We start from the raw sequence: 22,811 nt of genomic DNA on the forward strand, positions 1-22,811 counted from the left end.
AGCTGGCGGTAAGCTTGATCCTTTGAAAATTCGTGTTGCGGATTTATCTAAAACTGAACAAGATCCAATGCTCGCGAAGCTGAGAGCACAACTTCGCTCGAAAGGTATTTGTAAAAAACCGAAAGAGAAATTTGGAATTACCTGTGTTTATTCCATTGATAATCCATTTTCAAGTGCAGATGTTTGTCCAAGTGCGGGACTACGTTGCGGCGGGTATGGGTCGGCTGTCGTGGTTACTTCTAGTTTTGCGATGGTCGCCGTAGCAGAAGTCCTTAAAAAGCTTGATACTAAAAAAACGCTTACTTCGGTTTAGTTTCTTCGCCTATAGAAAACTCATAAACATGCTCTCCGAGCATAAGTCGCTCTTGGGTCATGATATCTATTTCAGGCTGCACGTTTTGATAAAACTCAAGATTGATACAACCGCTATTATTAATCGCATATTTAATATAGTAACGATCTGGATTTAGAAATAAGGTCGTTTCTTCAAATGAATGTAGAGAAATAATTTTCTTTTTATCAAAATAAATTAAGGATGGGCAATCGATGATCCCATTCAAATATTTCTTTCTTTGAATGTGAATGGTCACCTGTGATTGGTCTGTTTTTTTAATGAGATAGTCAGGTTGATATATTCGTTTAGATGGAACTTGTTTAAATACTGAAGTGGTTTCTGTATAAGGCGTCGCAATTGTAGAAGTCGTTATTGCTAAAGTAATAAAGCTTAAGATCGTTTTTTTCATATTATTGATTTGCACATAAAGTTAGTTATTTTTCATGCAAAAAAAACGCCAGTGTGGACTGGCGCTATAAACCTATGCTCAATATTTTTTTGGGTTTCTTAAATGGATTGATCTAAACGATAGTAGGTATAGGTGACATTTTTGTCTTTATACACGTCATAACTAGTTTGCATAAAGTCTGAAACCCACTGTGATCCAGTAAATCCTGCGATATGACCGTAACGATGTTTTTGAGTACGATTGATAATATAAATATCACCAACTTGAGGATTATCAAAAGCAGGTTTGATTTTTTGGTAGCCGATTTCTTGTAGCGTTTTACCCCAATCCGCTGCTGCGATTGGATGTTGTGTGATTTTTGCGCCAGCAGCTTGTAAAGCAATACGCACATACTTCGCACATTGAGATGAACTACGATACGATGCTCGATGTACCAGTTTTTTAGAAAACTTATTTACATTGATTGATGGTTGTTTCGGTGAGTCTTGGGCGGTCACAATCATGTGGGTTGGTGTGTGAACCATGCTGTGATCAACTGAGGGTACATCGTAAATCATCTACAATCTCTATCGCATCTTTAAAACCAAATGAGCACCATATTTATGGCGAAACAGATGGTAAGCGATAAATCTGAAAAAATCTTAAAGTTAATGTAATAATATAACGATATGCGGTTTGCACCGTTATAGAACACCTAGAATCAGATGAATAATATTCTAATAATTAGGAGGTTAAGTGCCAGCAACACAGCATTTAAAGATTTGTAAAATCATATTTCACGCTGTGATGAGGTTGGCACTTTAGATTTGATGGGGATTTAATCAGTTTGATGCTCTCGAAGATAGTCTTCTGTACGTTGCATTGCCGCCTGAATATTACTCATTGCAGTTTCGATGTCCTGAATGGTTTTGGCATTTCCACCACTTAATGCCTGACGCCATTTACGTGCGCCTGGCAAGTTTTGAAATAAGCCTAGAATATGGCGTGTGATAATTGAAAGTGGTGCGCCTTCGGCCACACGTTGATGAATATACGGCATCATTTGTTGCATGATTTCAAAACGATTCGGTGCTTCCAAATTCCAAAGTTGACCTAACTCAGCCAATAAATATGGATTGTGATAGGCTTCACGTCCAATCATAACGCCATCAACATGTTGTAAATGCTGTTGAGTTTCGTCAAAGCTTTTGATCCCCCCATTGATTTCGATGATCAAATTCGGACGCTCTTGTTTGAGTCGGTATACGTCTTCATAACGTAGCGGGGGAACTTCTCTGTTTTCTTTTGGAGATAATCCCTGCAAGATCGCAATACGGGCATGTACGATGAAATGAGTACAACCTGTTGCTGCAACAGTATCTACGAAATGCAACATTTCTTCATAAGACTGCATGTCATCGATACCGATACGATGTTTAACCGTTACTGGAATTGAAACTGCTTTTTGCATGTTGTAAATACAGTCCGCCACCAAATTGGGTTCAGCCATTAAACAAGCACCGATCTTGTTATTCTGAACACGGTCACTTGGGCAACCTACATTTAAATTGACTTCATCATAGCCCCAGTCTTGCGCCATTTTGGTACAAGTTGCTAACTCTTGTGGGTTAGAACCACCAAGCTGTAACACAATTGGATGTTCTTGTTTATTGAAATCTAAATGACGATTTGCACCACCATAGATGATTGCACCTGTGGTCACCATTTCGGTATATAGCACGATATTTGGATTAAATAGGCGTGCAAAAAAACGGTAATCTTTGGTTGTCCAATCCATCATTGGCGCTACACTGATTCTTGGATTACTAATGTTTTTAAGGTTTTTGTTAATAGTCATTTAAAATCATACCTTTAAAGCTAGTATTTGAATCTGTGTAAATGCGTAGTAACACCTGTGAATGTAGGTTTTGCTGTTTGCATTTACACCAAATTTTACACCATAATGGGAAAAATAGTTCATGGTGTAAATTATGGGGTCTGTTACAGTTAGAAAAGGTGCAGATGGTAGTGTTAGTTACCGTGCTGCTATCCGTATCAACCGAAAGGGATATCCTGTCTATTCTGAAAGCAAAACGTTCCATTCAAAGAAAATGGCGGAAAATTGGCTTAAGAAAAGAGAAGTTGAGATTCAAGAAAATCCAGACATTTTGCTAGGCAAAGAAAAACTTATAGACCTAACCTTGGCAGACGCCATTGATAAATATTTGGAAGAAGTTGGGAGCGAGTACGGAAGGACGAAACGCTATTCTCTACTCTTAATTAAGAAATTTCCGATAGCGCGCAATATTATCACAAAAATAAAATCAGTACATTTGGCAGATCATGTCGCATTAAGAAAAGCTGGGATTCCTCTCTTGAAGTTAGACCCAATTTCAACAAGTACACAGCAACATGAGCTGCTTCATATCCGTGGTGTCTTGGCTCATGCCTCTGTGATGTGGGATATAGATATTGATTTAAATAGTTTTGATAAAGCTACCGCACAACTGAGAAAAACACGCCAAATATCTTCTAGTAAGAAGAGAGATAGGTTGCCAACAAATGAGGAATTAATAGCTTTAACAAAGTATTTTGTCGAGCGCTGGAAACTTAATAAACATGGGACTAAATACCCGATGCATTTAGTTATCTGGTTTGCTATTTTTTCCTGTAGACGTGAAGCAGAATTAACCCGTTTAAGTTTAGATGATTATGATCAGTATCATTCATCATGGAAAGTGCATGATCTAAAAAATCCAAATGGCTCTAAAGGTAATCATAAATCATTTGATGTCCTTGATCCTTGTAAGGAAATGATTAAAAGATTAAAGCAGTCAGAAGTTCGTGAACGGATGTTGAGGCTTGGGCATGATGAAAACTTACTGCTGCCATTGAATCCTAAAAGCTTAGGTAAAGAGTTCAGAGAAGCTTGTAAAATGTTGGGTATCGATGATCTACGCTTTCACGATTTAAGACATGAAGGGTGTACTAGACTTGCAGAGCAAAGCTTTACCATTCCTGAAATTCAAAAAGTAAGCTTGCATGATTCTTGGAGTAGTTTGCAGCGTTATGTCTCTGTCAAAGCTAGACGAAACGTTATTCAACTGGAAGAGGTGCTACGCCTCATTGATGAAACGTAGCAAAATCTTTAGAGGCTTGTGAATATTGTTTATCTAAAAAACTAGCAAAGTCATTTAAGTGCACTAAAAATGGTGCACGTTTACTTTTATCCAATTTAAACACTGAGAAAGGAAACTCACAATTGTTTGCTTTTCTTAGCGCTTCAGCTTTACTTAGATGAGGATAATAGTCCGTGACTATTGTCATCAAATCAACAATTGTTGATCTGTATTTCATAAATAAGTAATCAAACGTTTCTAATTTAATTGCTACTCCCATCTAAATTAGCCCTCTGTTTTTAATGTGTTAAAATTTCCAGTGTAGTTTTTCCACTTAAAACAGATACCGTTTGCTTTATAGCTGAAAAACTCCAAATGAGCATGCAGTAGATCCAACTTTTTCTTCCAAGCTTTCAATGCAATGCCATTACCCATGTAAATAGTTGATGATGCGATGCTCGGTTCGCCAATAGAGCTATAATTCGCAATTCTATTTTGAGTCGTGTTAATCCAAAGCTTCTTTAATTCTGGTTCGCACTCTACTTCCGCTTCAGTGCCTAGCATATAAATTAGTGCTTGGCCAATTAAATTCCCATGAATACTTTTTACAATTCGCCATTGTATGTCACACAGTTTCTGATTAAAGACTTGTGCTGCATGAATATTTTGAAAATATTCTTTCATGAGCTTAACGGTGTCTTTTTCATACGAGATCGCTGATTCTTGGTTGAGTAGCCCAGAATCTAGAAATAATGGTAATTCAACAAGAAAGCAGTTCAATTCTTGCTGTTTGCTTAATAGTCGGCTGCAATACTTCTTCTGTAAGTTAGCTTGCTCTTTGATTAAAGTTTTTCTTTTAGATAACTTTAATGCACATTTTTTTTGTGTGAGAGCAAACTTAAAACGATGAACTGTATTAACGAAGTATTCCTTACTTAGAAACGAGTAATTTCTATTCAGAAGTTGTTGATGCATAGGATTTGATAATTCTTCAAAAATTACTTGCATATAAGGATTGAAATCTAGCCAAGCATCGAAACTACAATATAGTTGGGCAAGAGTAGGTAACATTTCAAAAAATGCTCCGCATTCTTGACTGAATTTTGTTTCCTTCTTATCGGCAAAAACCTTAAAAGTATCTTTTTCTATACGAACTAGAGATTTTTGAATGCTGGTCATAACTTCAATTTGATATTGAGTAATTGGACTGCAAACAAGACTCTGGCAAGTTTGAAGTTGGTTTGTTGAAAGATCATAATGTGGAAAGAAAGATTGATTCATTACGTATTCCTCAAAGTATTTTGCTTAAGTTAGATTTTTGCTGGGCGGCCAACTTTTTTACGATTATTTAGCGTGAGGCCAGTACCAAAAGTATTTTTGTGCAAAATACTTTTGTGCATAATGAACTGATCTTTCTTGCAGAAATATCTAATGACAATATTCAGTAATCGATCACTTTTAATATGATCATTCTGTTCTAACCGGCCAACAACAATATCCCTGTAATGCTTTAATTGCTTTGTGGAATGGCAATTAAAATAACAATTTTTACCATTAACAGTCTTATCCCACATTTCACCGATCATTTGGGCAAGTTTGATATCATGGCAGTGCTTTCTACCACATAAAAAAATGATCAAATGGTAGTGGAATGATTTATTAAATCCATATTCAAGCTTCCAGATATATCCTTTGAAAACTAACGAGCTGCTTCGCCTTAACTTCTGCGAAAAGCTACTAAAGTAACTTTTCACTTCTTGAACACTGATATTTTTTAGTTCAGTTGGGAAGCAAATGTCTAATCGGATAACAAGCAATCGCCCCGATTCCTTTCTTAATTGTGAAAGATATCGTTCTGCACTTTTGAAATGTTCAGTAGAGCGGCGAACTCGTTTTCGAATTGCTTCCTTAAAAATTGCTCCATGAATTTCGTCATACACCCCTAACTGTATTTGATTAAGGATGTTAAACACTGTGACATCTTTGAAGCTTAAATCTTCTTGCAAGATTTTGATCGTTGCATTAGGGCAGTTCCAAAATGTGAGCAATTCATCACGATAAGACCAAAACTTAGTCACCACCCTCATTACGCTAGTGAAATGCTCACTTTTGAATTCACCTTCACTAATATCTTCAAGCATGAAAAGTTGTTTGTAATAGCTAAGTAGAACGGGGTCTTCTATCAGCAAGTTTCTTCGTGAAGTACTTGAGCTTTGATCGTAGTACAAAATACACACATCGTTGCTGTCAGTTCTTTCTGTGATCCAACAACAAAGGATGTGTTTATAGATAAATGGATTTTCTGGTAAGCGTTGAAGATAGCCTTTTCCGTGACTATGACCGAAAAGGCTATCTTGTAGTTTCAATGTATGCTGTTTATCCAATACATTTGCTGAATCACCATGATTTGCTTCAAAGATATCTAGATCTTCATCTAAAGATACAGTATTAGGTCTTGTTTCGAGCTTGGTTGGTTTTTTAGCCAGTGGGCTAAATGGTCGTCTTAATACATTCATGCATTAACTCCATGCTTACCAAGTATGTACTTGGTATACAACTGATATTTAATTAGTATTGGTTGTAATGTTATGATTAATAGATAATTTATTAATCATATAAGTACCACAAGCTTGTGAGGCTGAATTCACCTTATTCCCTGCACTTGTAAATGTAGACAAGCTCGTGAAGTCAGGCAGGTTTGGTTTCTTCCGAAGTGAAATGAACTTGACGAAAGCTCGGCTTATCATGCTTAGCGGCTGTGCTAAATTTTTAACTTGAAGCATTGAGTGTTTCCTAACAACTAAGTGGTTACTTTGTATAGTTAGTCTGTAGTTATCGGATTGGTAAGTGTATACACCCTGATTTTATTTTTTTAACTGTTGATTTATATAGGATTAAAATTGGCCACAAAAAAGACTTACACACACGCGGTTTTTTCTATTGCTGATCCGTTGGTTAAAAATCTTATCGAGCAGGCAATTTATGCTTGTAAATTTAGGTTGAAATTTCCAGGCTTCTACAGGTTTATGGTCAATAAACGTAGCAATATTAAAGAACAATTACGTACAGAGTTGATAAAAGCGTATACGTTATATGATCCTGAACTTTCTGCGGAAAAGCTGGACGAGAATATTGAAGTTATTTTGGAAGAAAGAAGATTCTTGGATAATGCAATTGGTTTTGTTCAGACTGGAAAAGTTTTATTGCCTGATTTTTTCCTTGTCTCAAATGGCATTATGTCTGTTGATAAAATAAATCTGGTATTTTCCCATATTTCTGAAAACTTTTGGAATGAAATAGTTGAAGAGCTTTACTCTGACGAGGGAGACTCAGGGAAAGAAAAAGTTTTGTCATATTTAAATCAAAACAAATTTTACCTTCCGAACCTTTTTCCAAGGTTGGATATAGAAGATCTTTTCATCAGTTTTCTACCAATTCATTTGTCTTACAAGAAATTTAAAAGCAGTAACGATCCAAAGGGTCACTCGAAATTGCCAACAACTAACGAATGTTATGAAATCCTTAAGCCTCTATTTCGTCACCCATCGCCACTTTATTTTAACTCGGTATCTTGTATGGATTACAACACTGAAGTTAATGAAAAGCTGACATTGACTCATTTTGCACTGCAAATTGGCTTGGATGAACCACTTGAAAATTTGCCGTATTTGCTTCGAGACTTCTTGATCAGTTACCAGTCGAGACGTTTAGACTTTATGAAAATGGGAAATAGCAATAAATATAATCAGGCACAAATTGACGAAATTAATAATTTGAGTGCTATAGGAAATGAAGTTTTATCGGTCTTGGATAAATTTTCTAATCAAAGAATTGGCAACAGAAAAGACATCCACTCTTTAGGATATGATGCTGTTCTCAATTCAATACTTGCACTTACTTTTATCCATTTCCATTGTGAGCGAATTTTTAATAGTTCAAATTTAGCTGCTATTGATCTTGGGAAGATTGATCAGTTGATAATGAGCAATTCAACTTTAGCATTGAAAGATAACCAGCAACTTGATGAATTGCTTAATCCTTCTACGACAGCATTTAAAACAAATTATGGGCTTTTCACTGAAAACTTAGTACAAATATTGAAAAGTTCAGATCAACTTCATGTGTCTGTTTGTCCACCTAACAGAGGTAAGAAAAAGATTCAAAGCATTCAAATTATGCTTCAGGAGAAAGCTTCAAATGAAACCAATAGCTCTAAAAAAGAGAAACTTGAACCCTTTAATTTGAATGTTAATAGCTTAAAAAAAGCGGTAAGCGAATTCTTGAAAAAAAGAATTCCAGACGTTGATATTTTCATACGGTTCTAGGTCTTGGTGGAATCTTTTCAACTGATTTTGCAATGGAAAATAGCGTATTTTCTAGCATTCTTTGATGTGTAATAAAAAACAGTATTACACATCTTATGTACCTGTTTATTGAATACGATAAGCATAGGTTCCATCAGCGGTACTGACACTGACTTCACGAATATTCTCAGCCTTACAACGTGGGTAGGCGAGTGCCACTGAGCCATAGTGCATATTGCGGTAATCGTACATTCGAGTCACCGCACAATGGCCTCGATTCACTTGAATCCCTGTAATGGTGGTAGGCAAGTCATTGAGTGAGATAATGTCGATTTTATCAATATAGCCCGTCATTGTGCCTTGAGACTCAGCGCGATAAACCCGTATATCAAACTCTTCTTGTACAGGTCTATTCTCAGCAATTTCTTCGTTTAAGCTATCTTGATATTCTGCTTCAGACTGATCAGTTTCAGGTACGCTGACTTCAAGCTCACTTATATCTGTTTCCAAGATATTCCGAGTTTCAGGATCAAGCTTGTTGAGTTCTTCTTGGCTCAGTTCTTTGTGTTCTGCTTGTTGAGATGGACTACAGGCACTCAGTAAGCTGATACCAATCATACATAGCAAAAACGTTCTTATCTGACTGTTCATTATATTTCCCCCTGATCATTGGACTGTTTACGCACCATGTTCTCGTTGATGTTTTGCGCTGATCAATACACTTACTGAGGCGTATGAACAGTCCAAATGTGATTTATTTTGATGTGGCTGTACGTTGAGGCTGATGATCCAAATAGAGCAGAACAGCTAGGCCTTGTGCATAAATACGCTCATCTGCCTTGGAGTGACTTCCGCCATTAAAAAATGCAGCATCACCTGCTTCAGCCAGTGCAATCGCACGATCCGAATTCAAGCTAAAACCTTTCCATAAACCATAACCATCCCCAGCTTTGGCATAAGACTTCACATTGATGCCATCGAGCTTGAAATTGTTCGGAATGGATTGCCATTGCTTCGCCAAGGCATAAAAGGCATTACATTGTGGATTGCCTTTACAACGCTGTAGCTTTGGCGCTGATTGTGGATGGTGATAAATCGTGTTGAGCTGCCCGATATCGGCATGGGTTAAGCTGATGACACTGAACCCAAGGATCAATGCCATGCTGTTTAAAAAAGTGTTGCGATATTTGTTCATAAAAATAAAACCCTGATTATTGTTGTTAAGTTGGTTGTTGCTTTAATACAGTTAGTTAAACATCGAGATCGGCCAAACTATGGCTTTACCCAAGTTAAAGGCATAGCTTCGATCTGCGGTGGTACTACAGCCTTTTAAATAAGCCGAGAACAGCAAGGCAATCACGATATAAATCCCGATCAGATAATGTTTGATTTGCATACTGAACTCCTAACGTGACTGACAAGCTTGAGCTGCACGAAGCATTTGCTCAGTGAAGTCATGGGGAAGATCAAGTTGACTGACATGCTGTTGTCCAAGCTTGTCCATCACTTCAGCGGAATAATGTGATTCCAACTTGTCATAGACACAGGAACAGGTAGAACGATCCGTACCACCCGATTGGCAACCCTCATTAAAGTCACGTTTGGATTTACTTTCACATGCGGTCACTGAAATTGCAGCGACAACTGCACAGGCCACAATGGGCAAACGATAAAAAATAGACATGATAATTCTCGTCATCAAGCGAAAGATCGATGCCTGATTTACATTGCAAACAATAAGAGCTGCACCAGACTAGGGTGGAGGCGGTTTATTCCAGCCTGCCAAAGTCAATAATGCATAGAACAAGATCATCAACAGCACAAAGCCAATAAAGGCAGGGCCGAGCCAGATCACTAAAGCAATGATTAAAATCAGACGTGCAATAAACTTCATTGTCGAAGTAAGGTGAAACCTGACTTAGACCGACGAGAACCAATTGGAATACAGCAAAACGCTAAAAAGAAAGAAACAGTCATGATTGACTCCTTAGGTATTTAAGAAGTTCTACCAATTACTGCTAAATAATGGTGGCAGAACGAAAAGGGGTTAGCAGACTGAACCTAAGAATCAGCACACCCGAAGGTGTCCCCCTCCCGTTCTACCGCAGAGGGAGCACGAGGGTTCACACCAAAAGAATGAATCTTTTAGTGCACTTAGGATACGGTCTGCTAAAACCGACTGACCATGAGGGTCAGCAAGGTCATCATAATCATATCTATTTGTGAGGTCAATTCGATTTAGTTGCCTGTACGACATGATCATTTAAAAAATAAACATGAAGCTGATTCCAAATATTTTCAAACACATATTACTGAAATGAACCCAATCACAAGGTCAATCAGCCGAATGAAAGAACTTCGGCATTTGAACATTCATTTAAGTTTTATGGAGTACAGCACATGTCGTATTTAGATATGAATGATGAACAAATGGGCATTTACCCAGAACCTGAAATCAAAGCATTACCGAAAGAAATTCCTTGGGGGCTTGCTAATACCCCCACCACTTTAACGGTACTTGGCTTGTCCCTAGCCAAGTCGATGGGCTTCTCACCGATGCTAGGTGGAATCGCAGGGGCAGTGATCGGTGGTGTGATTATCGTCTTGGTCGATAAGGCTTCATCAACACCGAATACCACAGCAAAATTCTTTAACTAAGGGAGGGCAGACATATGGCACATTTAGTAGAAACAATGGCCTTTACAGGACAAACCCCTTGGCATGGTTTAGGCAATCAACTCACCCCACATCAACCGATAGAAGTGTGGGCACAACAAGCAGGCATGGACTGGCGCATCGAATCTTCAGATGTTAGTTATATGGCGCAAAACCATCGAGGGCAAAACATCATTATGCCCTTTGAAGAACAACGTGTTTTATACCGCTCAGATACCCATGCACCTTTGTCCGTGGTGAGCCAACGCTTCCAAGAAGTGCAACCCAAAGAGATTCTTGAATTCTATCGAGACCTCACCGAACAATCGGGCTTTGAGCTGGAAACCGCAGGAGTACTGAAAGGGGGCAAGAAGTTCTGGGCTTTGGCGAAGACAGGACAAAGCAAAGCATTAAAAGGTAATGATGTGAGTAACGGCTATATTCTATTAGCTACGGCTTGTGACGGCACCCTTGCCACAACAGCACAATTCACCTCTATTCGCGTGGTGTGTAACAACACCTTAGCGATTGCACTGAAAGCCCACAACCATATATCCAACAATACTGGAGTGGTCAAAGTGCCTCACAGCACTCGCTTTGATGCAGAGAAGGTCAAACACCAACTCGGTATTTCAGTTCGTGCATGGGACGAACACATGTACCAAATGAAACAGCTCAGCGAACGTAAAGTGACTCAGCAAGAAGCTGCTGCTTTCTTTGATCGCGTCTTTAACGAAAGCAACTACTATGCTGATCCAAGCATTATTCACTTCAACCGCAATAACCCGAGCAATAAAACTGAACCGAATGGCCGTGCCATGTCAAAAGTGATGACCATGTTCAACGGACATGGCCGTGGGGCAGAACTCAGTTCAGCCAAAGATACAGCTTATGGTTTACTGTGCTCAATCACGGAATTTATCGACCATGAACGCCGAGCAATGAGTACCGATCATCGACTCGATTCAGCTTGGTTTGGTGCAGGCGCAGCCATTAAACAACGTGGTCTAGAACAAGCACTCAGAATGGTGGCTTAAAGCAAAGCCGCTATTCAGTTTGATTTAAGTTAGTCCTTTTAATCTACATTCACCGATCAAACCGTACAAGCACAAGCATACCCCCTTAGCCACATTCTCCAGATGTGGCTTTTTTTATGCCCGAAATTCAGCTTTTACGATTTTATCGATACAGGAACATAGCAATGAACACTCATCACCATATTCAAAACAACTTAAACCAGTCACCTTTACAACCCTATCCTCAACCGCTCAATCCGACCACACACCAGTCAAAAACTCAGATTGAAGTTGGCACACGAATGAAGCGCGATAGACCGAATAAACAACCACGAAAAACCAAAGCACCCGCAGCCAAACGCTTCGCCAACACTAAACAACTGAACTATCAACAATGGCTTGAAATCCGTAAACAGGGTATCGGTAGTAGTGATGCCGCTACTGCGTGTGGACTCAATCCCTATATGTCGATGCTAGAGCTGTGGATGATCAAAACAGGTCGAATGCAGCAGAACATCGAAGATGAAAGTGCAGGCTATGCACCACTTTACTGGGGCAAACAACTTGAACCATTGGTGGCGGAATACTACAGCATGCACACCAACCACAAAGTCCGTCGCGTCAATGCCGTGTTGCAACACCCTGACGAGGATAAGCAGTTTATGTTGGCGAATTTGGACTATGCCGTAGTAAGTAATGAAGAGGTTCAAATATTGGAATGTAAAACAGTCGGGGAATATGGCTCAAAACTATGGCGAGATGGTGTGCCGCTTTATGTATTGTGTCAGGTACAACATCAATTGGCGGTAACAGGTAAACAAGCTGCACATATCTGCGCCTTGATCTGTGGACATGAAACTAAAATCTTTAAAGTGACACGAAGCGAAACGGTGATTCAACACATCATCAATGCGGAACGTTACTTCTGGGAATGTGTCGAAAAAGATGTACCGCCAGATGTGGATGCTTCGGAATCAGCAGCCAAAGCCTTACAGCTTTTATACCCAACCCATATACCACTGAGCACGACGGATTTATCTGAAGATGCACAAGCCAATCAATACTTTGAGCAATTGCTGCAACAACGCCATTTAATTGAGCAACATCAAACGAGCTTTGATCAGCTTAAACATCAAATCCAAGCCAAGATGCAAGATGCTGAACGAGCTACTTTTAAAGCAGGTTCAGTCACATGGAAGAAAGCCAAAGACTCAATCAGCTTAGACAGCAAAGCCGTACTGCAACATTACCCTGAGTTTTTACAGCAATTTCCACACAACAAGCAGGGGACACGGCGGTTTCAGATTTACGTGGATGATGATCAATCCAAATCATTAGCCTAAGCAACTCACCCACCAAAACATTAGCATCGCAACTTATCTCACGCAATTCCCAATCCATCAAAAAAGCGCAAAACAGCCCCCGTTCTCCCTAGATACGTTGAGCACGTACCTAGGGAGAACAAATGGACTGCTTTGCCAGTTTTTTTATGCATTTCAAAAAGATTGTTTCTTTCACATATCAAAGGGGCAGTCGTCAAAAATTACATAGAGGACAACACCATGATTAAAGGTTTAGCAATCACACCACCCGTTTTAGGTCGTATCAGTATCGGTAAGATCGTTGAAAAGAACGGCAAACGCGTCCCTGAAAAGGATGACCAATTTACCATTACCTCTCAAATCCAAAACAAAGACGGATGGATCAAACATCCACTGGATGAACAACTACGTGCCAAAGCACCCAATCAAAAACTCAGAACCATTCCAGTCCGTATGATCTTTAATGATCCTGAACTCAGCTTACGCGCTGAGTACAGCTTATTTGACCGACAAACTGGACGCTTAATCTGCTCGGGTAATGGAGAAACCTGTCAGCGACTTGGACAAAATGGCATTGAACAACATCCATGCCCATCCCCTGATTTATGTCCATTGGCACAGGGTGGACTGTGCAAACCCTACGGACGACTCTATGTGAATCTGGATGAATCGGATGAGTTTGGCACCTTCATCTTTAGAACCACAGGTTTTAATAGCATTCGTACCTTGGCAGCAAGGCTTAGTTATTACCATGCGGCTTCAGGTGATTTGCTTTCATGTTTGCCATTGCAATTGACCTTGAGGGGTAAGAGCACGACACAAAGTTACCGCACCCCGATCTACTACGTGGACTTAACTTTACGTGATGGTATTAATCTGCAAGAAGCTATTACGTCAGCCAAACAGATCGATGAACAAAGCAAAGTAGCAGGGTTTTATCAGGAGGCTTTAGATCATGTGGCACGTCAGGGTTACAGCAATGCTAGCTTTGAAGTGGATGGCGAAGAGGGTTTAGATGTTGTTGAGGAGTTCTACACAGATGAATCAAACCAGCAAGCCCAAGATGCAGCGAATCAAGTTGGCTGTGTTCAGGATATTCAGAAAGGGTTGCAGCAGTCGGTGCAGGCTTTGAATTGAATTTAAAAAGAGTATTCGTACTCTTTTTTACAAATTTGGGGTAGGAGATTTGAAATTGATTCATGTGTAAATGTAAAGTTAAATTAGATTTACTTTAATAAAGCTTTTTAGTATTTTGTTAGCAAATCAGTAGTATCTCTATCGCCATGCGTTCAAGTAGGTTGTCTAAGCTTATACTCGCATTTATCCTGTTTTTGTTTATGATAACAATTACGGGAGTTCATGCGTGGGCACCTGTTTTACTTGAAAATATTGAACACCAACATGAATTAAGTATTGTTGTGGAAGATGATGCATCTAGTCATTGGTCTTTGCTGCACTCAAATGATTCTACAAGAAGTACTGTTGATCATGAGGCAGAAGTACATAGTTGGAAAAGTTTTGATGAGCCTATCTATCATCATTCTGTTAAACCAATTTTTTCTAATAATGATTTAAGTATAGATCCAATCTTTATTCTTAGTTTCTTACTTCCACTCGTTTTATTCTTTATTCATTTTTTTGAAAAGCCCGTTTATCGAGCCTTTGTAAAGCGGCGTCCCCCTTTAGTATTTAGTAATTCTTATACCTACTCTAAAGACCTAATCGTCCTACGTAATTGATCTTTCTATACAAAAAATAATTTTAATTTTTTTGTATAGGTAGAGTCATGTCTAAAAAATATCAGATATTTCTGACTTGTGGTTTTGTAGTAACAGCAGCAAATGTATTCGCAGAAACGAATTATGCTGAACTACAAAAGCAGGTCATTGCAAGTGATGCTGTACTGAATAGCTTACAGCAGTCCGAACAAGCTTATGAAATCAACCAAAAGTTTGCTGGCAGATTAAATAATCCAACTTTCAATGTGGAGTTGGATAATCTCGGTAATTCCAAATTGAAGGATTTGGATGGTTCAACAACCTTGTTGGGACTGTCACAAGAGCTTCCTCTTAGTAATAAACTCTCCTTGAGAAAGCAAATTGCACGTTTCCAAGGTGATCGTAATCAGTTCGAAATAGCAAAGCGACAGGCTGAACTCAAAGCAGATTTAAGAATCTGTATGGCGAACTGGTATGTGGCAACTCAACGTGCTGAGGTTTATTCAACAGAAAGCAAGTTGAATGCAAGACAAGCCAATGTTCTTTCGGAAAGACTCAAGCTTGGGCGAGTAGTTCCTTCGGATGCTCAACTCAGTGCAGCACTTTCATCTGAATCAAAATTACGTTATCAAAATGAAGTGAAAAAGGGGCAGTTTCAGAAAAATCTGTGCTCTAAGTTCACATCAAATCTACCAAGTAACGCTTTAGAAGTTCCTCTAAGTTTTAATTTCACAGACAAAATCAGTTTGGCTGAGCAAGAAGCGATTCTGAGTTCAAAATTGAAAAAGACACAATTTGAACTCGCTCGTAAAGAGGCAATACCTGATATCACTTTGGGTGTTGGGGTCAAAAACTATCAAGAAACCAATGACAAGGTCTTCCAAGTTTCAACCTCAATACCACTCAATATCTTCAACCGAAATAAAGGCAATATTGCGATTGCCCAAGCGGAACAGATGAAAGCTGAAACGCAGTCTGTATGGGTTAGTCGTAATTCTAAAATTGAACTGGAAAACAAGTCCATTGAGGTTTCTAACTTAATTGATGTGATCCATCAATATGATCAAACCGTTTTGCCCGCAACCAATGAGAGTCTTCGCATTGCAGAAATGGGTTATCAAGCAGGGAAAAATTCTTTACTTGAATTCAATAGCATTAAGCAAATTTGGTTAGACAAACATCTTGCTCGATTCGATTTGTGGTTGGCTTTGCAGACTGAAATTGCAGAAGTCGAGCGCAACTACATTACTCATTTAGACCAAGAATAAGGGCAAGAATATGAATAAACCAACCAATACTTTAATTGCGACAGGCATTATTGCCTTGCTTGTCGTGTTATGCGCTGTGGCATGGTACAAGACAGGTCAAAAAACTCAGTCTTCTTCAGCACATGGGGAAGCAACAGCAGCAAAAGTTGCAGTAGCAGGTGATGAGAAAGGACCTCATGGTGGACGTTTATATCGTGATGGGGATTTCTCAGCAGAAGTGAAAATCTTTGAGCAGGGCGTAGAGCCACATCTCCGTGTTTATGGGTATTTCAAAGATAAACCGCTTAAACCTGAAGCGTTAACGGCAAATGTTTACATCAAACGTTTGGATGCTGAGCAAAATATTCAATTTAAACCAGAGAGTGACTACTTGATCGGTAATGAAATTGTCTATGAACCACATTCATTTTTGATGATTGTCAATGTTGATTATCAAGGTAAAAAATATACGTGGAAATGGGACACAAAAGAAGGTCGTGTCACCATGTTAGACAGTAGTATCAAGAGCAGCGGCTTAGAGCTTTTAAAAGTTGAATCCATGATGTTTGAAAATGCTTTAGAGTTAAAGGGAGAATTGAAGTTCCCCGATAATTTTGAAAGTTTTATCACACCGAAAGCTAGCGGAACGCTCATCAAAACATATCGCACGATTGGAGATAAAGTAAGTCAAGGTGATTTGTTAGCTACAGTACAAAGCCAAGATTTGATTCGCTTAAATGCTGAGCGTTCTATTGCAATGGATAATTTGCAATTTGCACGTAAGAAGATGGAGCAAGAACGAACGTTATTTCAAAAACGAGTATCGCCTGAAATTGACTACATTAATGCAAAGCGTGAATTTTCTGCCGCTCAAACTAGTGCAAATGAACTGAATAACTTAATCAGCTCTTATGGAGGTTCAGGCAACGGTACAACTGAGGTTCGGGCTGCGATGTCTGGCACAGTCTTACAAGTGCTGGGGGCTGTTGGATCAAACGTTACACCAGCTACACCATTATTTAAAATTGCCAATACATCTCAATTACTTGCAGTAGTCAACGTTCCTACGGATAAGCTGAATACAATTAACCCGAATGCTAAGGTGACGGTAAAACCCCAAATTCAATCGGGCACAGAAGAAGCACTGGGGACGATCAAATACATCAGTGATGTCATTGATCCAAAAACACGTACTGCTCAAGTCTTTGTTGAAATTGCCAACCAATTTAAATGGCGTTCAGGTCAATTGATCACCGCACATATTTTTGAAAATCAAAGCTTGAAGCCGATGGTGGTTCGTGAAGATGCTTTACAGAACTTCCGTGATTGGGATGTGGTATTCATTCGTGTAGGCAATGACTTTGAAGCACGTCCTTTAGAGTTGGGTGAAAAATATAATGGGTTTGTTGAAGTTAAGTCAGGCTTAAAAGCAGGTCAGGTTTATGCGGCAGGTAATTCTTATTTATTAAAAGCAGAGCTAGGTAAATCTGGCGCTACTCATGATCATTAAGGGGTAGCACCATGTTTGACCAAATTGTTAAGCTTTCGATTAAGAATCGTTGGCTTGTACTGATCATCTTCCTATTCGTAGCTGCATTGGGTGTTTATAACTATTTCAAACTACCTATTGATGCTGTTCCTGATATCACAAATGTACAAGTCCAAATCAACAGTGAAGCACAAGGCTTGTCTCCTATGGAGATGGAGTCACAAGTCACTTACCCGATTGAAACAGCTTTGGCAGGTATTCCTAATCTTGAATATACACGTTCTGTGTCGAGATACGGTTTATCTCAGGTCACGGCGATATTCAAGGAAGGGACGGACATCTATTTTGCCCGTCAAATTGTCAATGAAAAATTGCAAGGCGTGACATCAACACTGCCAAGCGGCATATCGACTTCAATGGGTCCTGTTTCCACAGGACTTGGCGAAATCTTCATGTATACCGTTGAAAATGCCAAGAATAGTCTAAACCCACTTTCACCCACTGAATTAAGAACTTTACAGGATTGGGTCATTAAACCTCAGCTTCGAAATGTAGAGGGTGTGAATGAAATCAATACCATTGGTGGGTATCTAAAGCAATTTGTGGTACAGCCTGATTATGCATATTTACGTAGCATAGGGCTAGATCAAAAGGCGATTTTAGAGGCGATCTCTAAGAACAGCATGAACAGAGGCTCAGGGTACATTGAGAAAAATGGTGAGCAGTATTTAATCCGTTCTGATTCTCAAATTAACTCGATTGAGCAAATCCAGAATATTCCGATTACGACGAGCAATGGCTATATCCTCAGATTGAAAGATGTTGCCAAAATATCGATTGGTCATGAATTACGGACAGGTGCTGCGACCAAAGATGGGCAAGAAATTGTACTGGGTACGGCATTCATGCTTATTGGCGAAAACTCTCGAAATGTTGCTCATGCTGTAGATCAAAAGCTACAACAGGTTCAAAAGTCGCTACCTGAAGGTGTTGAAGCAAAAGCAGTCTATAACCGAACAACTTTGGTTGATGCAACGATTCAAACAGTGAAGAAGAATTTACTTGAAGGCGCAATTCTAGTCATTGTGGTGCTTTTCATATTCTTAGGTCATTTCCGTGCAGCTCTGATTACGGCGATGGTGATTCCGTTATCCATGTTGATGACAATCACAGGCATGGTCAACCAAAAGATCAGTGCTAATTTAATGAGTTTGGGTGCACTCGATTTCGGAATTATTGTTGATGGTGCTGTGGTTATTGTCGAGGCATCTCTCGCTAAATTAGCCATGAAGCAAAAAGAGTTAGGACGTATTCTGACTCAAAAAGAACGCTTTACGACTGTGTTTGAAGCAACAAAGGAATCTCGAAAAGCGATTCTTTATGGTCAATTGATCATTATTTTGGTTTATCTGCCTGTGATGACTTTGACTGGTGTTGAAGGCAAGATGTTTACACCAATGGCTGCAACGGTTGTTATGGCTTTAGTTGGAGCAATGATTCTTTCAATTACCTTTGTCCCTGCAATGGTGGCATTAGTTACCACAGGTGAAATTAAAGAAGAAGAGTCAAAAATTGTTCATTTTATTAAGAAGTTTTATAGCCCGATTTTAGATTGGTCTTTAAATCACAGATATCTACTGATCGCCATTGTCTCAATATTCTTTATATTCAGTGCAAGTCTTGCAACTCGTTTAGGTTCAGAATTTATACCTTCTTTAGATGAGGGGGATGTGGCATTACATGCTTTGCGTATCCCAGGTACTTCATTAACTCAAGCCGTTGAAATGCAATACACGCTTGAAAAAGAAATTGTGAAAATTCCTGAAGTTCAGACCATGTTTGCCAAAGTTGGAACAGCAGAAATCGCCACTGACCCAGTTCCACCCAATGTAGCTGATAACTTTGTCATGTTGAAGCCACGTAGTGAATGGCCAAATCCAAAGAAACCAAAAGCTGAAGTCGTTGCCGATATTGAACGAGTAGCTAAAGGTGTTTATGGAAATAATTACGAGTTCACTCAGCCGATCCAAATGCGCTTTAACGAACTTATTTCAGGTGTCCGTACCGATGTTGCTGTGAAAATATATGGTGATGATCTAGGTCAACTACTCGAATCAGCAAATGCTGCCGCTAAAATTTTAGAGGGAGTGAATGGTACTGCTGACTTGAAAGTTGAACAGATGACGGGTTTACCAATGGTATCTGTCGAGCTGAAAAAAGACATGATTGCCAACTATGGGCTTGATGCTGAGGATGTACAGCAGCAGGTTTCTAGCCTCATCACTGGTGAGACAGCAGGGAAGGTATTTGAAGGTGATCGAAAGTTCGATATTGTTGTTCGAATGGATCAAAACACTGTCACAGATTTAGAAAAACTCTATCAAGTTCCTGTGAATCTGCCTGATGGTTCAAGTGTACTTTTATCAGAATTGATCGAGTTAAAAAATGTTCAAGGACCAAACCAAATTTCTCGTGAGAATGGTAAGCGTCGTATCGTCATCACAGCAAATGTCCGTGGTACAGATATTGGTAGTTACATTGCAGAAGCACAATCTAAGCTGAATGCAGATTTTAAATTACCAGAGGGTTACTGGCTGACTTGGGGCGGTACCTTTGAACAGATGGAGTCTGCATCGAATCGACTCATGGTTGTTGTTCCAATCGCTTTAATTCTGATCTTTGCCATGATCTACATGGCTTTAGGTAATGTTAGAAACAGTGTCTTGGTATTCACAGGCGTACCATTTGCATTAACAGGTGGTGTGATCGCTTTAGCTTTACGTGATATTCCATTCTCAATTTCTGCTGCCGTCGGCTTTATCGCATTGTCAGGTGTGGCTGTGCTGAATGGCTTAGTCCTTGTTTCTGCCATTCAAAGGCTTCGAGTGCAAGGGGAAAGTGTCATTGATGCGGTGAGACATGGTGCAATGGAACGACTTCGCCCTGTGTTGATTACAGCTTTAGTGGCTTCTTTAGGCTTTATTCCAATGGCTTTAAACGTAGGTATTGGTTCTGAAGTTCAACGTCCAATTGCAACTGTCGTTATTGGTGGGATTATTTCATCAACCTTACTGACTTTGATTATTTTGCCGACCTTATATGTGTGGTTTAACCAAGGTCGGTCAAGAAAATCAAACGATGCCGCTGAACAGGTTGTTTAGAGGCATCGTTAATGACAAATATATTGCGAGATAAACAAAGTAAATTTGTGATGATGTGGCTAGTCTGCATGATCAGTCTCGCTTTATGTTTGCACTTTAATGAGCATGTAACTGAAAATGAATTTCAGAGACACGTTTCAATTGATGCAATTCATTCGCACCATCATGAGATCAGCCAACAACATTCACATGGTCATCAGGATAACTACTATGAACATTTTGTTGGCTATGACGTACTTAAATCGATTGCTTTAGCTCATCTCTTAAAGGGGATATCGATTCTAGATTGGTGTAAAGAATATGTTTTTTTGATGATAAGCCGTATTTTTAAACCGCCCAAAGAGTGAATGGATTTTCAATTCATTTTAAATTTTGGAGTTTGATATACATGCAAATTATTGATTCACACATTGTGAAATTAAGTGCTTACATAAAGCGATTACTTGCTTTATTCATTACATTGGCAAGTCCCACACTTTTTGCTCATGGCGTAGCAGAAGGTGATAAGGGCTACATTCAAGAAATTTATGGCGTTCATGTGATTCCATTCATCTATTTGGGTGCGAAGCATATGGTCACTGGATATGACCATTTATTATTTCTTGTTGGCATTATCTTCTTTTTATATCGAATGAAAGATATCGGCTTGTACGTCAGCCTATTTGCACTTGGGCATTCGATTACCATGCTCGTGGGTGTTTATTACAATATCTCGATAAATGCTTACATCATTGATGCAATCATTGGTTTTTCAATTGTTTATAAGGCTCTTGATAACTTGGGGGCTTATCAGCGTTGGTTTGGTTTTCAACCAAACACGAAAGTAGCGACTTTAATTTTTGGTCTGATTCATGGTTTTGGACTCGCAGTAAAAATTCAGGAGTATGAAGTTCCGAGTGATGGACTGTTGGCAAATTTAATCTCATTCAATATTGGGGTTGAATTAGGTCAGTTTATGGCTCTGTGCATCATCTTGTTATTGATGACGTTTTGGAGAAAGACACCGTATTTCTTTAAAACAGCCTATCAAAGCAATGTCTTCCTCATGTTCCTCGGTTTTTTACTTGTTGGCTATCAACTTACTGGCTTCATTACTCAATAAGGATCTAAATTATGTATAACGCTGAAATTCCAAAAGATATCGAATTACCTTCATCAAGAAAGTTAATTAAATCAACAGCAATTGCTGCCGTTAGTGCTGTGGTCGTGTTGATTACCTGTGTCATGCCTGCGGAGTATGCGATTGATCCGACGGGTATAGGTAAAGTGCTTGGCTTAACAAAAATGGGTGAAATAAAACAATCACTCGCTCAAGAATCAGTGAATGGTCTCAATGCTCAACAGGTAGTGAATAGTGTTGAAGAAATGTCAGTAGAAACTCCGACTCAAACGGCAATTGATACTGCTCAGATGACCATGCCTGCGATTAATAAAGAGAGCATTAGTATTGAGTTAAAACCTGGGCAAGCAACAGAGGTAAAACTAACGATGCCACAAAGTGCAAGTGTCAACTTTGATTGGAAAGCTGTAGGAGGTGGTCTTAACTATGATACTCATGGTGATCCCGTAAATGCCCCTAAAGGGTTCTATCATGGCTATGGAAAAGGCAAGAATGAGACAACTCAACAAGGTGTCTTAAAAGCAGCTTTTGATGGTAAACATGGTTGGTTCTGGCGTAACCGTACAGAAAATCCAGTGACTGTAACTCTACTTGTAGAAGGACAGTTTAGTGAAATGAAGAAAGTCTTTTAAGCTTTAATCAATCTCCTTGGAATAGTCTTCCAAGGAGATTTAATCGTTATAGATGTCAGATTCTAAAAAGGAATCCATAAAATGCTAGAAGTACTAAAAAATACCACATATCGGCATTTGTTCTTGGCCCAAGTGATTGCACTCATTGGAACAGGGTTAATCACGATCGCCCTGGCTTTACAGGCATACGATATTGCCAAGGGAGAAGCTGCTCAAGTTCTTGGTATTGCTTTGGCAATTAAGATGATTGCTTATATCGGTGTAGCACCTATAGCATCAGCATTTGCAGAGCGCTTACCAAGAAAA

24 protein-coding genes and 2 pseudogenes are annotated in these 22,811 nt (G+C 39.2%); 15 read left to right on the forward strand and 11 right to left on the reverse strand.

Annotated elements, in window-relative coordinates; translation table 11 throughout:
• Nucleotides 1–313, forward strand: a pseudogene (locus B4237_RS08440) (tRNA threonylcarbamoyladenosine dehydratase); the annotation flags it as partial.
• Here the strand turns inward: B4237_RS08440 and B4237_RS08445 are convergent.
• The 3 genes from B4237_RS08445 to dusA form a co-directional block, all read right to left on the reverse strand.
• Complete coding sequence (locus B4237_RS08445; RefSeq protein ID WP_192413249.1) at nucleotides 300–743, reverse strand: hypothetical protein; 444 nt, start codon at nucleotides 741–743, stop codon at nucleotides 300–302. The pseudogene B4237_RS08440 and the gene B4237_RS08445 sit on opposite strands and share 14 nt — an antisense overlap.
• 98 nt (nucleotides 744–841) lie before the next feature.
• Nucleotides 842–1,300: a CHAP domain-containing protein gene (locus B4237_RS08450; protein WP_004881724.1), complete on the reverse strand. Its 459-nt coding sequence runs from the start codon at nucleotides 1,298–1,300 to the stop codon at nucleotides 842–844.
• A 260-nt stretch (nucleotides 1,301–1,560) separates the two neighbouring features.
• Complete coding sequence (dusA, locus tag B4237_RS08455; RefSeq protein ID WP_286942671.1) at nucleotides 1,561–2,580, reverse strand: tRNA dihydrouridine(20/20a) synthase DusA; 1,020 nt, start codon at nucleotides 2,578–2,580, stop codon at nucleotides 1,561–1,563.
• 133 nt (nucleotides 2,581–2,713) lie between these two features.
• On the opposite strand from dusA, the gene B4237_RS08460 reads away from it, so the two are divergent.
• Nucleotides 2,714–3,862 (forward strand): tyrosine-type recombinase/integrase, encoded by a 1,149-nt coding sequence (locus B4237_RS08460; protein WP_286942673.1) that lies wholly within the window; start codon nucleotides 2,714–2,716, stop codon nucleotides 3,860–3,862.
• On the opposite strand, the gene B4237_RS08465 is transcribed toward B4237_RS08460, so the two are convergent.
• The 3 genes from B4237_RS08465 to B4237_RS08475 are packed head-to-tail and all read right to left on the reverse strand — an operon-like array spanning nucleotide 3,846 to nucleotide 6,357.
• Nucleotides 3,846–4,121 carry a pyocin activator PrtN family protein gene (locus B4237_RS08465; RefSeq protein WP_286942675.1) on the reverse strand — a complete coding sequence of 92 codons (276 nt, stop codon included), beginning with the start codon at nucleotides 4,119–4,121 and terminating at the stop codon, nucleotides 3,846–3,848. The genes B4237_RS08460 and B4237_RS08465 overlap by 17 nt on opposite strands.
• A 5-nt stretch (nucleotides 4,122–4,126) precedes the next feature.
• Nucleotides 4,127–5,122 carry a hypothetical protein gene (locus B4237_RS08470; protein ID WP_286942677.1) on the reverse strand — a complete coding sequence of 332 codons (996 nt, stop codon included), beginning with the start codon at nucleotides 5,120–5,122 and terminating at the stop codon, nucleotides 4,127–4,129.
• A gap of 29 nt (nucleotides 5,123–5,151) precedes the next feature.
• Nucleotides 5,152–6,357 carry a YagK/YfjJ domain-containing protein gene (locus B4237_RS08475; protein ID WP_286942679.1) on the reverse strand — a complete coding sequence of 402 codons (1,206 nt, stop codon included), beginning with the start codon at nucleotides 6,355–6,357 and terminating at the stop codon, nucleotides 5,152–5,154.
• Nucleotides 6,358–6,741: 384 nt separating this feature from the next.
• On the opposite strand from B4237_RS08475, the gene B4237_RS08480 reads away from it, so the two are divergent.
• Nucleotides 6,742–8,166, forward strand: coding sequence for a hypothetical protein (locus B4237_RS08480; RefSeq protein WP_286942681.1), 1,425 nt, complete (start codon nucleotides 6,742–6,744; stop codon nucleotides 8,164–8,166).
• A 105-nt stretch (nucleotides 8,167–8,271) separates the two neighbouring features.
• Here the strand turns inward: B4237_RS08480 and B4237_RS08485 are convergent, their stop codons facing one another.
• The 5 genes from B4237_RS08485 to B4237_RS08505 all read right to left on the reverse strand — a co-directional run bounded on the left by B4237_RS08485 (nucleotide 8,272) and on the right by B4237_RS08505 (nucleotide 10,039).
• Nucleotides 8,272–8,796: a hypothetical protein gene (locus B4237_RS08485; protein WP_286942683.1), complete on the reverse strand. Its 525-nt coding sequence runs from the start codon at nucleotides 8,794–8,796 to the stop codon at nucleotides 8,272–8,274.
• A 103-nt stretch (nucleotides 8,797–8,899) separates the two neighbouring features.
• Nucleotides 8,900–9,340, reverse strand: coding sequence for a hypothetical protein (locus B4237_RS08490; protein WP_286942685.1), 441 nt, complete (start codon nucleotides 9,338–9,340; stop codon nucleotides 8,900–8,902).
• A 51-nt stretch (nucleotides 9,341–9,391) separates the two neighbouring features.
• Nucleotides 9,392–9,541, reverse strand: coding sequence for a hypothetical protein (locus B4237_RS08495; protein ID WP_286942687.1), 150 nt, complete (start codon nucleotides 9,539–9,541; stop codon nucleotides 9,392–9,394).
• A gap of 9 nt (nucleotides 9,542–9,550) precedes the next feature.
• Complete coding sequence (locus B4237_RS08500; RefSeq protein ID WP_286942689.1) at nucleotides 9,551–9,829, reverse strand: hypothetical protein; 279 nt, start codon at nucleotides 9,827–9,829, stop codon at nucleotides 9,551–9,553.
• A gap of 69 nt (nucleotides 9,830–9,898) precedes the next feature.
• Complete coding sequence (locus B4237_RS08505) at nucleotides 9,899–10,039, reverse strand: hypothetical protein (protein WP_286942691.1); 141 nt, start codon at nucleotides 10,037–10,039, stop codon at nucleotides 9,899–9,901.
• Between the two features lie 536 nt (nucleotides 10,040–10,575).
• Here B4237_RS08505 and B4237_RS08515 point away from each other — a divergent pair.
• The 12 genes and pseudogenes from B4237_RS08515 to B4237_RS08570 form a co-directional block, all read left to right on the forward strand.
• A complete protein-coding gene (locus B4237_RS08515) occupies nucleotides 10,576–10,803 on the forward strand; it encodes a hypothetical protein (RefSeq protein WP_227513567.1) in 228 nt (75 codons plus the stop codon).
• Between the two features lie 14 nt (nucleotides 10,804–10,817).
• The gene (locus tag B4237_RS08520) at nucleotides 10,818–11,837 is read left to right on the forward strand and encodes a DUF932 domain-containing protein (protein WP_286942695.1); all 1,020 of its coding nucleotides are present in this window, start codon (nucleotides 10,818–10,820) and stop codon (nucleotides 11,835–11,837) included.
• 164 nt (nucleotides 11,838–12,001) lie between these two features.
• Nucleotides 12,002–13,159: a YqaJ viral recombinase family protein gene (locus tag B4237_RS08525; RefSeq protein WP_286942697.1), complete on the forward strand. Its 1,158-nt coding sequence runs from the start codon at nucleotides 12,002–12,004 to the stop codon at nucleotides 13,157–13,159.
• Between the two features lie 219 nt (nucleotides 13,160–13,378).
• Entirely contained in the window at nucleotides 13,379–14,275 is an 897-nt protein-coding gene (locus B4237_RS08530; RefSeq protein WP_286942699.1) for a hydrolase or metal-binding protein, read from the forward strand.
• 146 nt (nucleotides 14,276–14,421) lie between these two features.
• Nucleotides 14,422–14,877, forward strand: a complete 456-nt coding sequence (locus B4237_RS08535) for a hypothetical protein (protein ID WP_286942701.1) — start codon at nucleotides 14,422–14,424, stop codon at nucleotides 14,875–14,877.
• Between the two features lie 47 nt (nucleotides 14,878–14,924).
• Nucleotides 14,925–16,124 (forward strand): TolC family protein, encoded by a 1,200-nt coding sequence (locus tag B4237_RS08540; RefSeq protein WP_286942703.1) that lies wholly within the window; start codon nucleotides 14,925–14,927, stop codon nucleotides 16,122–16,124.
• A 10-nt stretch (nucleotides 16,125–16,134) separates the two neighbouring features.
• Complete coding sequence (locus B4237_RS08545) at nucleotides 16,135–17,613, forward strand: efflux RND transporter periplasmic adaptor subunit (protein WP_286942705.1); 1,479 nt, start codon at nucleotides 16,135–16,137, stop codon at nucleotides 17,611–17,613.
• A gap of 11 nt (nucleotides 17,614–17,624) precedes the next feature.
• Nucleotides 17,625–20,753 carry an efflux RND transporter permease subunit gene (locus B4237_RS08550; protein ID WP_286942707.1) on the forward strand — a complete coding sequence of 1,043 codons (3,129 nt, stop codon included), beginning with the start codon at nucleotides 17,625–17,627 and terminating at the stop codon, nucleotides 20,751–20,753.
• A gap of 11 nt (nucleotides 20,754–20,764) precedes the next feature.
• Nucleotides 20,765–21,100 carry a hypothetical protein gene (locus tag B4237_RS08555; RefSeq protein WP_286942709.1) on the forward strand — a complete coding sequence of 112 codons (336 nt, stop codon included), beginning with the start codon at nucleotides 20,765–20,767 and terminating at the stop codon, nucleotides 21,098–21,100.
• Between the two features lie 41 nt (nucleotides 21,101–21,141).
• A complete protein-coding gene (locus tag B4237_RS08560; RefSeq protein WP_004804431.1) occupies nucleotides 21,142–21,855 on the forward strand; it encodes a HupE/UreJ family protein in 714 nt (237 codons plus the stop codon).
• Nucleotides 21,856–21,866: 11 nt separating this feature from the next.
• Complete coding sequence (locus tag B4237_RS08565) at nucleotides 21,867–22,505, forward strand: transmembrane anchor protein (RefSeq protein WP_286942711.1); 639 nt, start codon at nucleotides 21,867–21,869, stop codon at nucleotides 22,503–22,505.
• A gap of 81 nt (nucleotides 22,506–22,586) precedes the next feature.
• Nucleotides 22,587–22,811 (forward strand): annotated as a pseudogene (locus B4237_RS08570) (MFS transporter); the annotation flags it as partial.

Origin of the sequence: Acinetobacter sp. UBA6526 (assembly GCF_002434875.1) — a bacterium.
Classification (GTDB): domain Bacteria; phylum Pseudomonadota; class Gammaproteobacteria; order Pseudomonadales; family Moraxellaceae; genus Acinetobacter; species Acinetobacter venetianus.

Bases quoted from the DNA above. Each gene is read 5' to 3' on its own strand.
- B4237_RS08485 (WP_286942683.1), bottom strand. From the start codon at position 8,796: ATGAACAGTCAGATAAGAACGTTTTTGCTATGTATGATTGGTATCAGC.
- B4237_RS08525 (WP_286942697.1), top strand. From the start codon at position 12,002: ATGAACACTCATCACCATATTCAAAACAACTTAAACCAGTCACCTTTA.
- B4237_RS08530 (WP_286942699.1), top strand. From the start codon at position 13,379: ATGATTAAAGGTTTAGCAATCACACCACCCGTTTTAGGTCGTATCAGT.
- B4237_RS08515 (WP_227513567.1), top strand. From the start codon at position 10,576: ATGGGCATTTACCCAGAACCTGAAATCAAAGCATTACCGAAAGAAATT.
- B4237_RS08500 (WP_286942689.1), bottom strand. From the start codon at position 9,829: ATGTCTATTTTTTATCGTTTGCCCATTGTGGCCTGTGCAGTTGTCGCT.
- B4237_RS08470 (WP_286942677.1), bottom strand. From the start codon at position 5,122: ATGAATCAATCTTTCTTTCCACATTATGATCTTTCAACAAACCAACTT.
- B4237_RS08550 (WP_286942707.1), top strand. From the start codon at position 17,625: ATGTTTGACCAAATTGTTAAGCTTTCGATTAAGAATCGTTGGCTTGTA.
- B4237_RS08505 (WP_286942691.1), bottom strand. From the start codon at position 10,039: ATGAAGTTTATTGCACGTCTGATTTTAATCATTGCTTTAGTGATCTGG.
- dusA (WP_286942671.1), bottom strand. From the start codon at position 2,580: ATGACTATTAACAAAAACCTTAAAAACATTAGTAATCCAAGAATCAGT.
- B4237_RS08475 (WP_286942679.1), bottom strand. From the start codon at position 6,357: ATGAATGTATTAAGACGACCATTTAGCCCACTGGCTAAAAAACCAACC.
- B4237_RS08540 (WP_286942703.1), top strand. From the start codon at position 14,925: ATGTCTAAAAAATATCAGATATTTCTGACTTGTGGTTTTGTAGTAACA.
- B4237_RS08520 (WP_286942695.1), top strand. From the start codon at position 10,818: ATGGCACATTTAGTAGAAACAATGGCCTTTACAGGACAAACCCCTTGG.
- B4237_RS08460 (WP_286942673.1), top strand. From the start codon at position 2,714: ATGGGGTCTGTTACAGTTAGAAAAGGTGCAGATGGTAGTGTTAGTTAC.
- B4237_RS08565 (WP_286942711.1), top strand. From the start codon at position 21,867: ATGTATAACGCTGAAATTCCAAAAGATATCGAATTACCTTCATCAAGA.
- B4237_RS08560 (WP_004804431.1), top strand. From the start codon at position 21,142: ATGCAAATTATTGATTCACACATTGTGAAATTAAGTGCTTACATAAAG.
- B4237_RS08465 (WP_286942675.1), bottom strand. From the start codon at position 4,121: ATGGGAGTAGCAATTAAATTAGAAACGTTTGATTACTTATTTATGAAA.
- B4237_RS08445 (WP_192413249.1), bottom strand. From the start codon at position 743: ATGAAAAAAACGATCTTAAGCTTTATTACTTTAGCAATAACGACTTCT.
- B4237_RS08535 (WP_286942701.1), top strand. From the start codon at position 14,422: ATGCGTTCAAGTAGGTTGTCTAAGCTTATACTCGCATTTATCCTGTTT.
- B4237_RS08555 (WP_286942709.1), top strand. From the start codon at position 20,765: ATGACAAATATATTGCGAGATAAACAAAGTAAATTTGTGATGATGTGG.
- B4237_RS08490 (WP_286942685.1), bottom strand. From the start codon at position 9,340: ATGAACAAATATCGCAACACTTTTTTAAACAGCATGGCATTGATCCTT.
- B4237_RS08495 (WP_286942687.1), bottom strand. From the start codon at position 9,541: ATGCAAATCAAACATTATCTGATCGGGATTTATATCGTGATTGCCTTG.
- B4237_RS08450 (WP_004881724.1), bottom strand. From the start codon at position 1,300: ATGATTTACGATGTACCCTCAGTTGATCACAGCATGGTTCACACACCA.
- B4237_RS08545 (WP_286942705.1), top strand. From the start codon at position 16,135: ATGAATAAACCAACCAATACTTTAATTGCGACAGGCATTATTGCCTTG.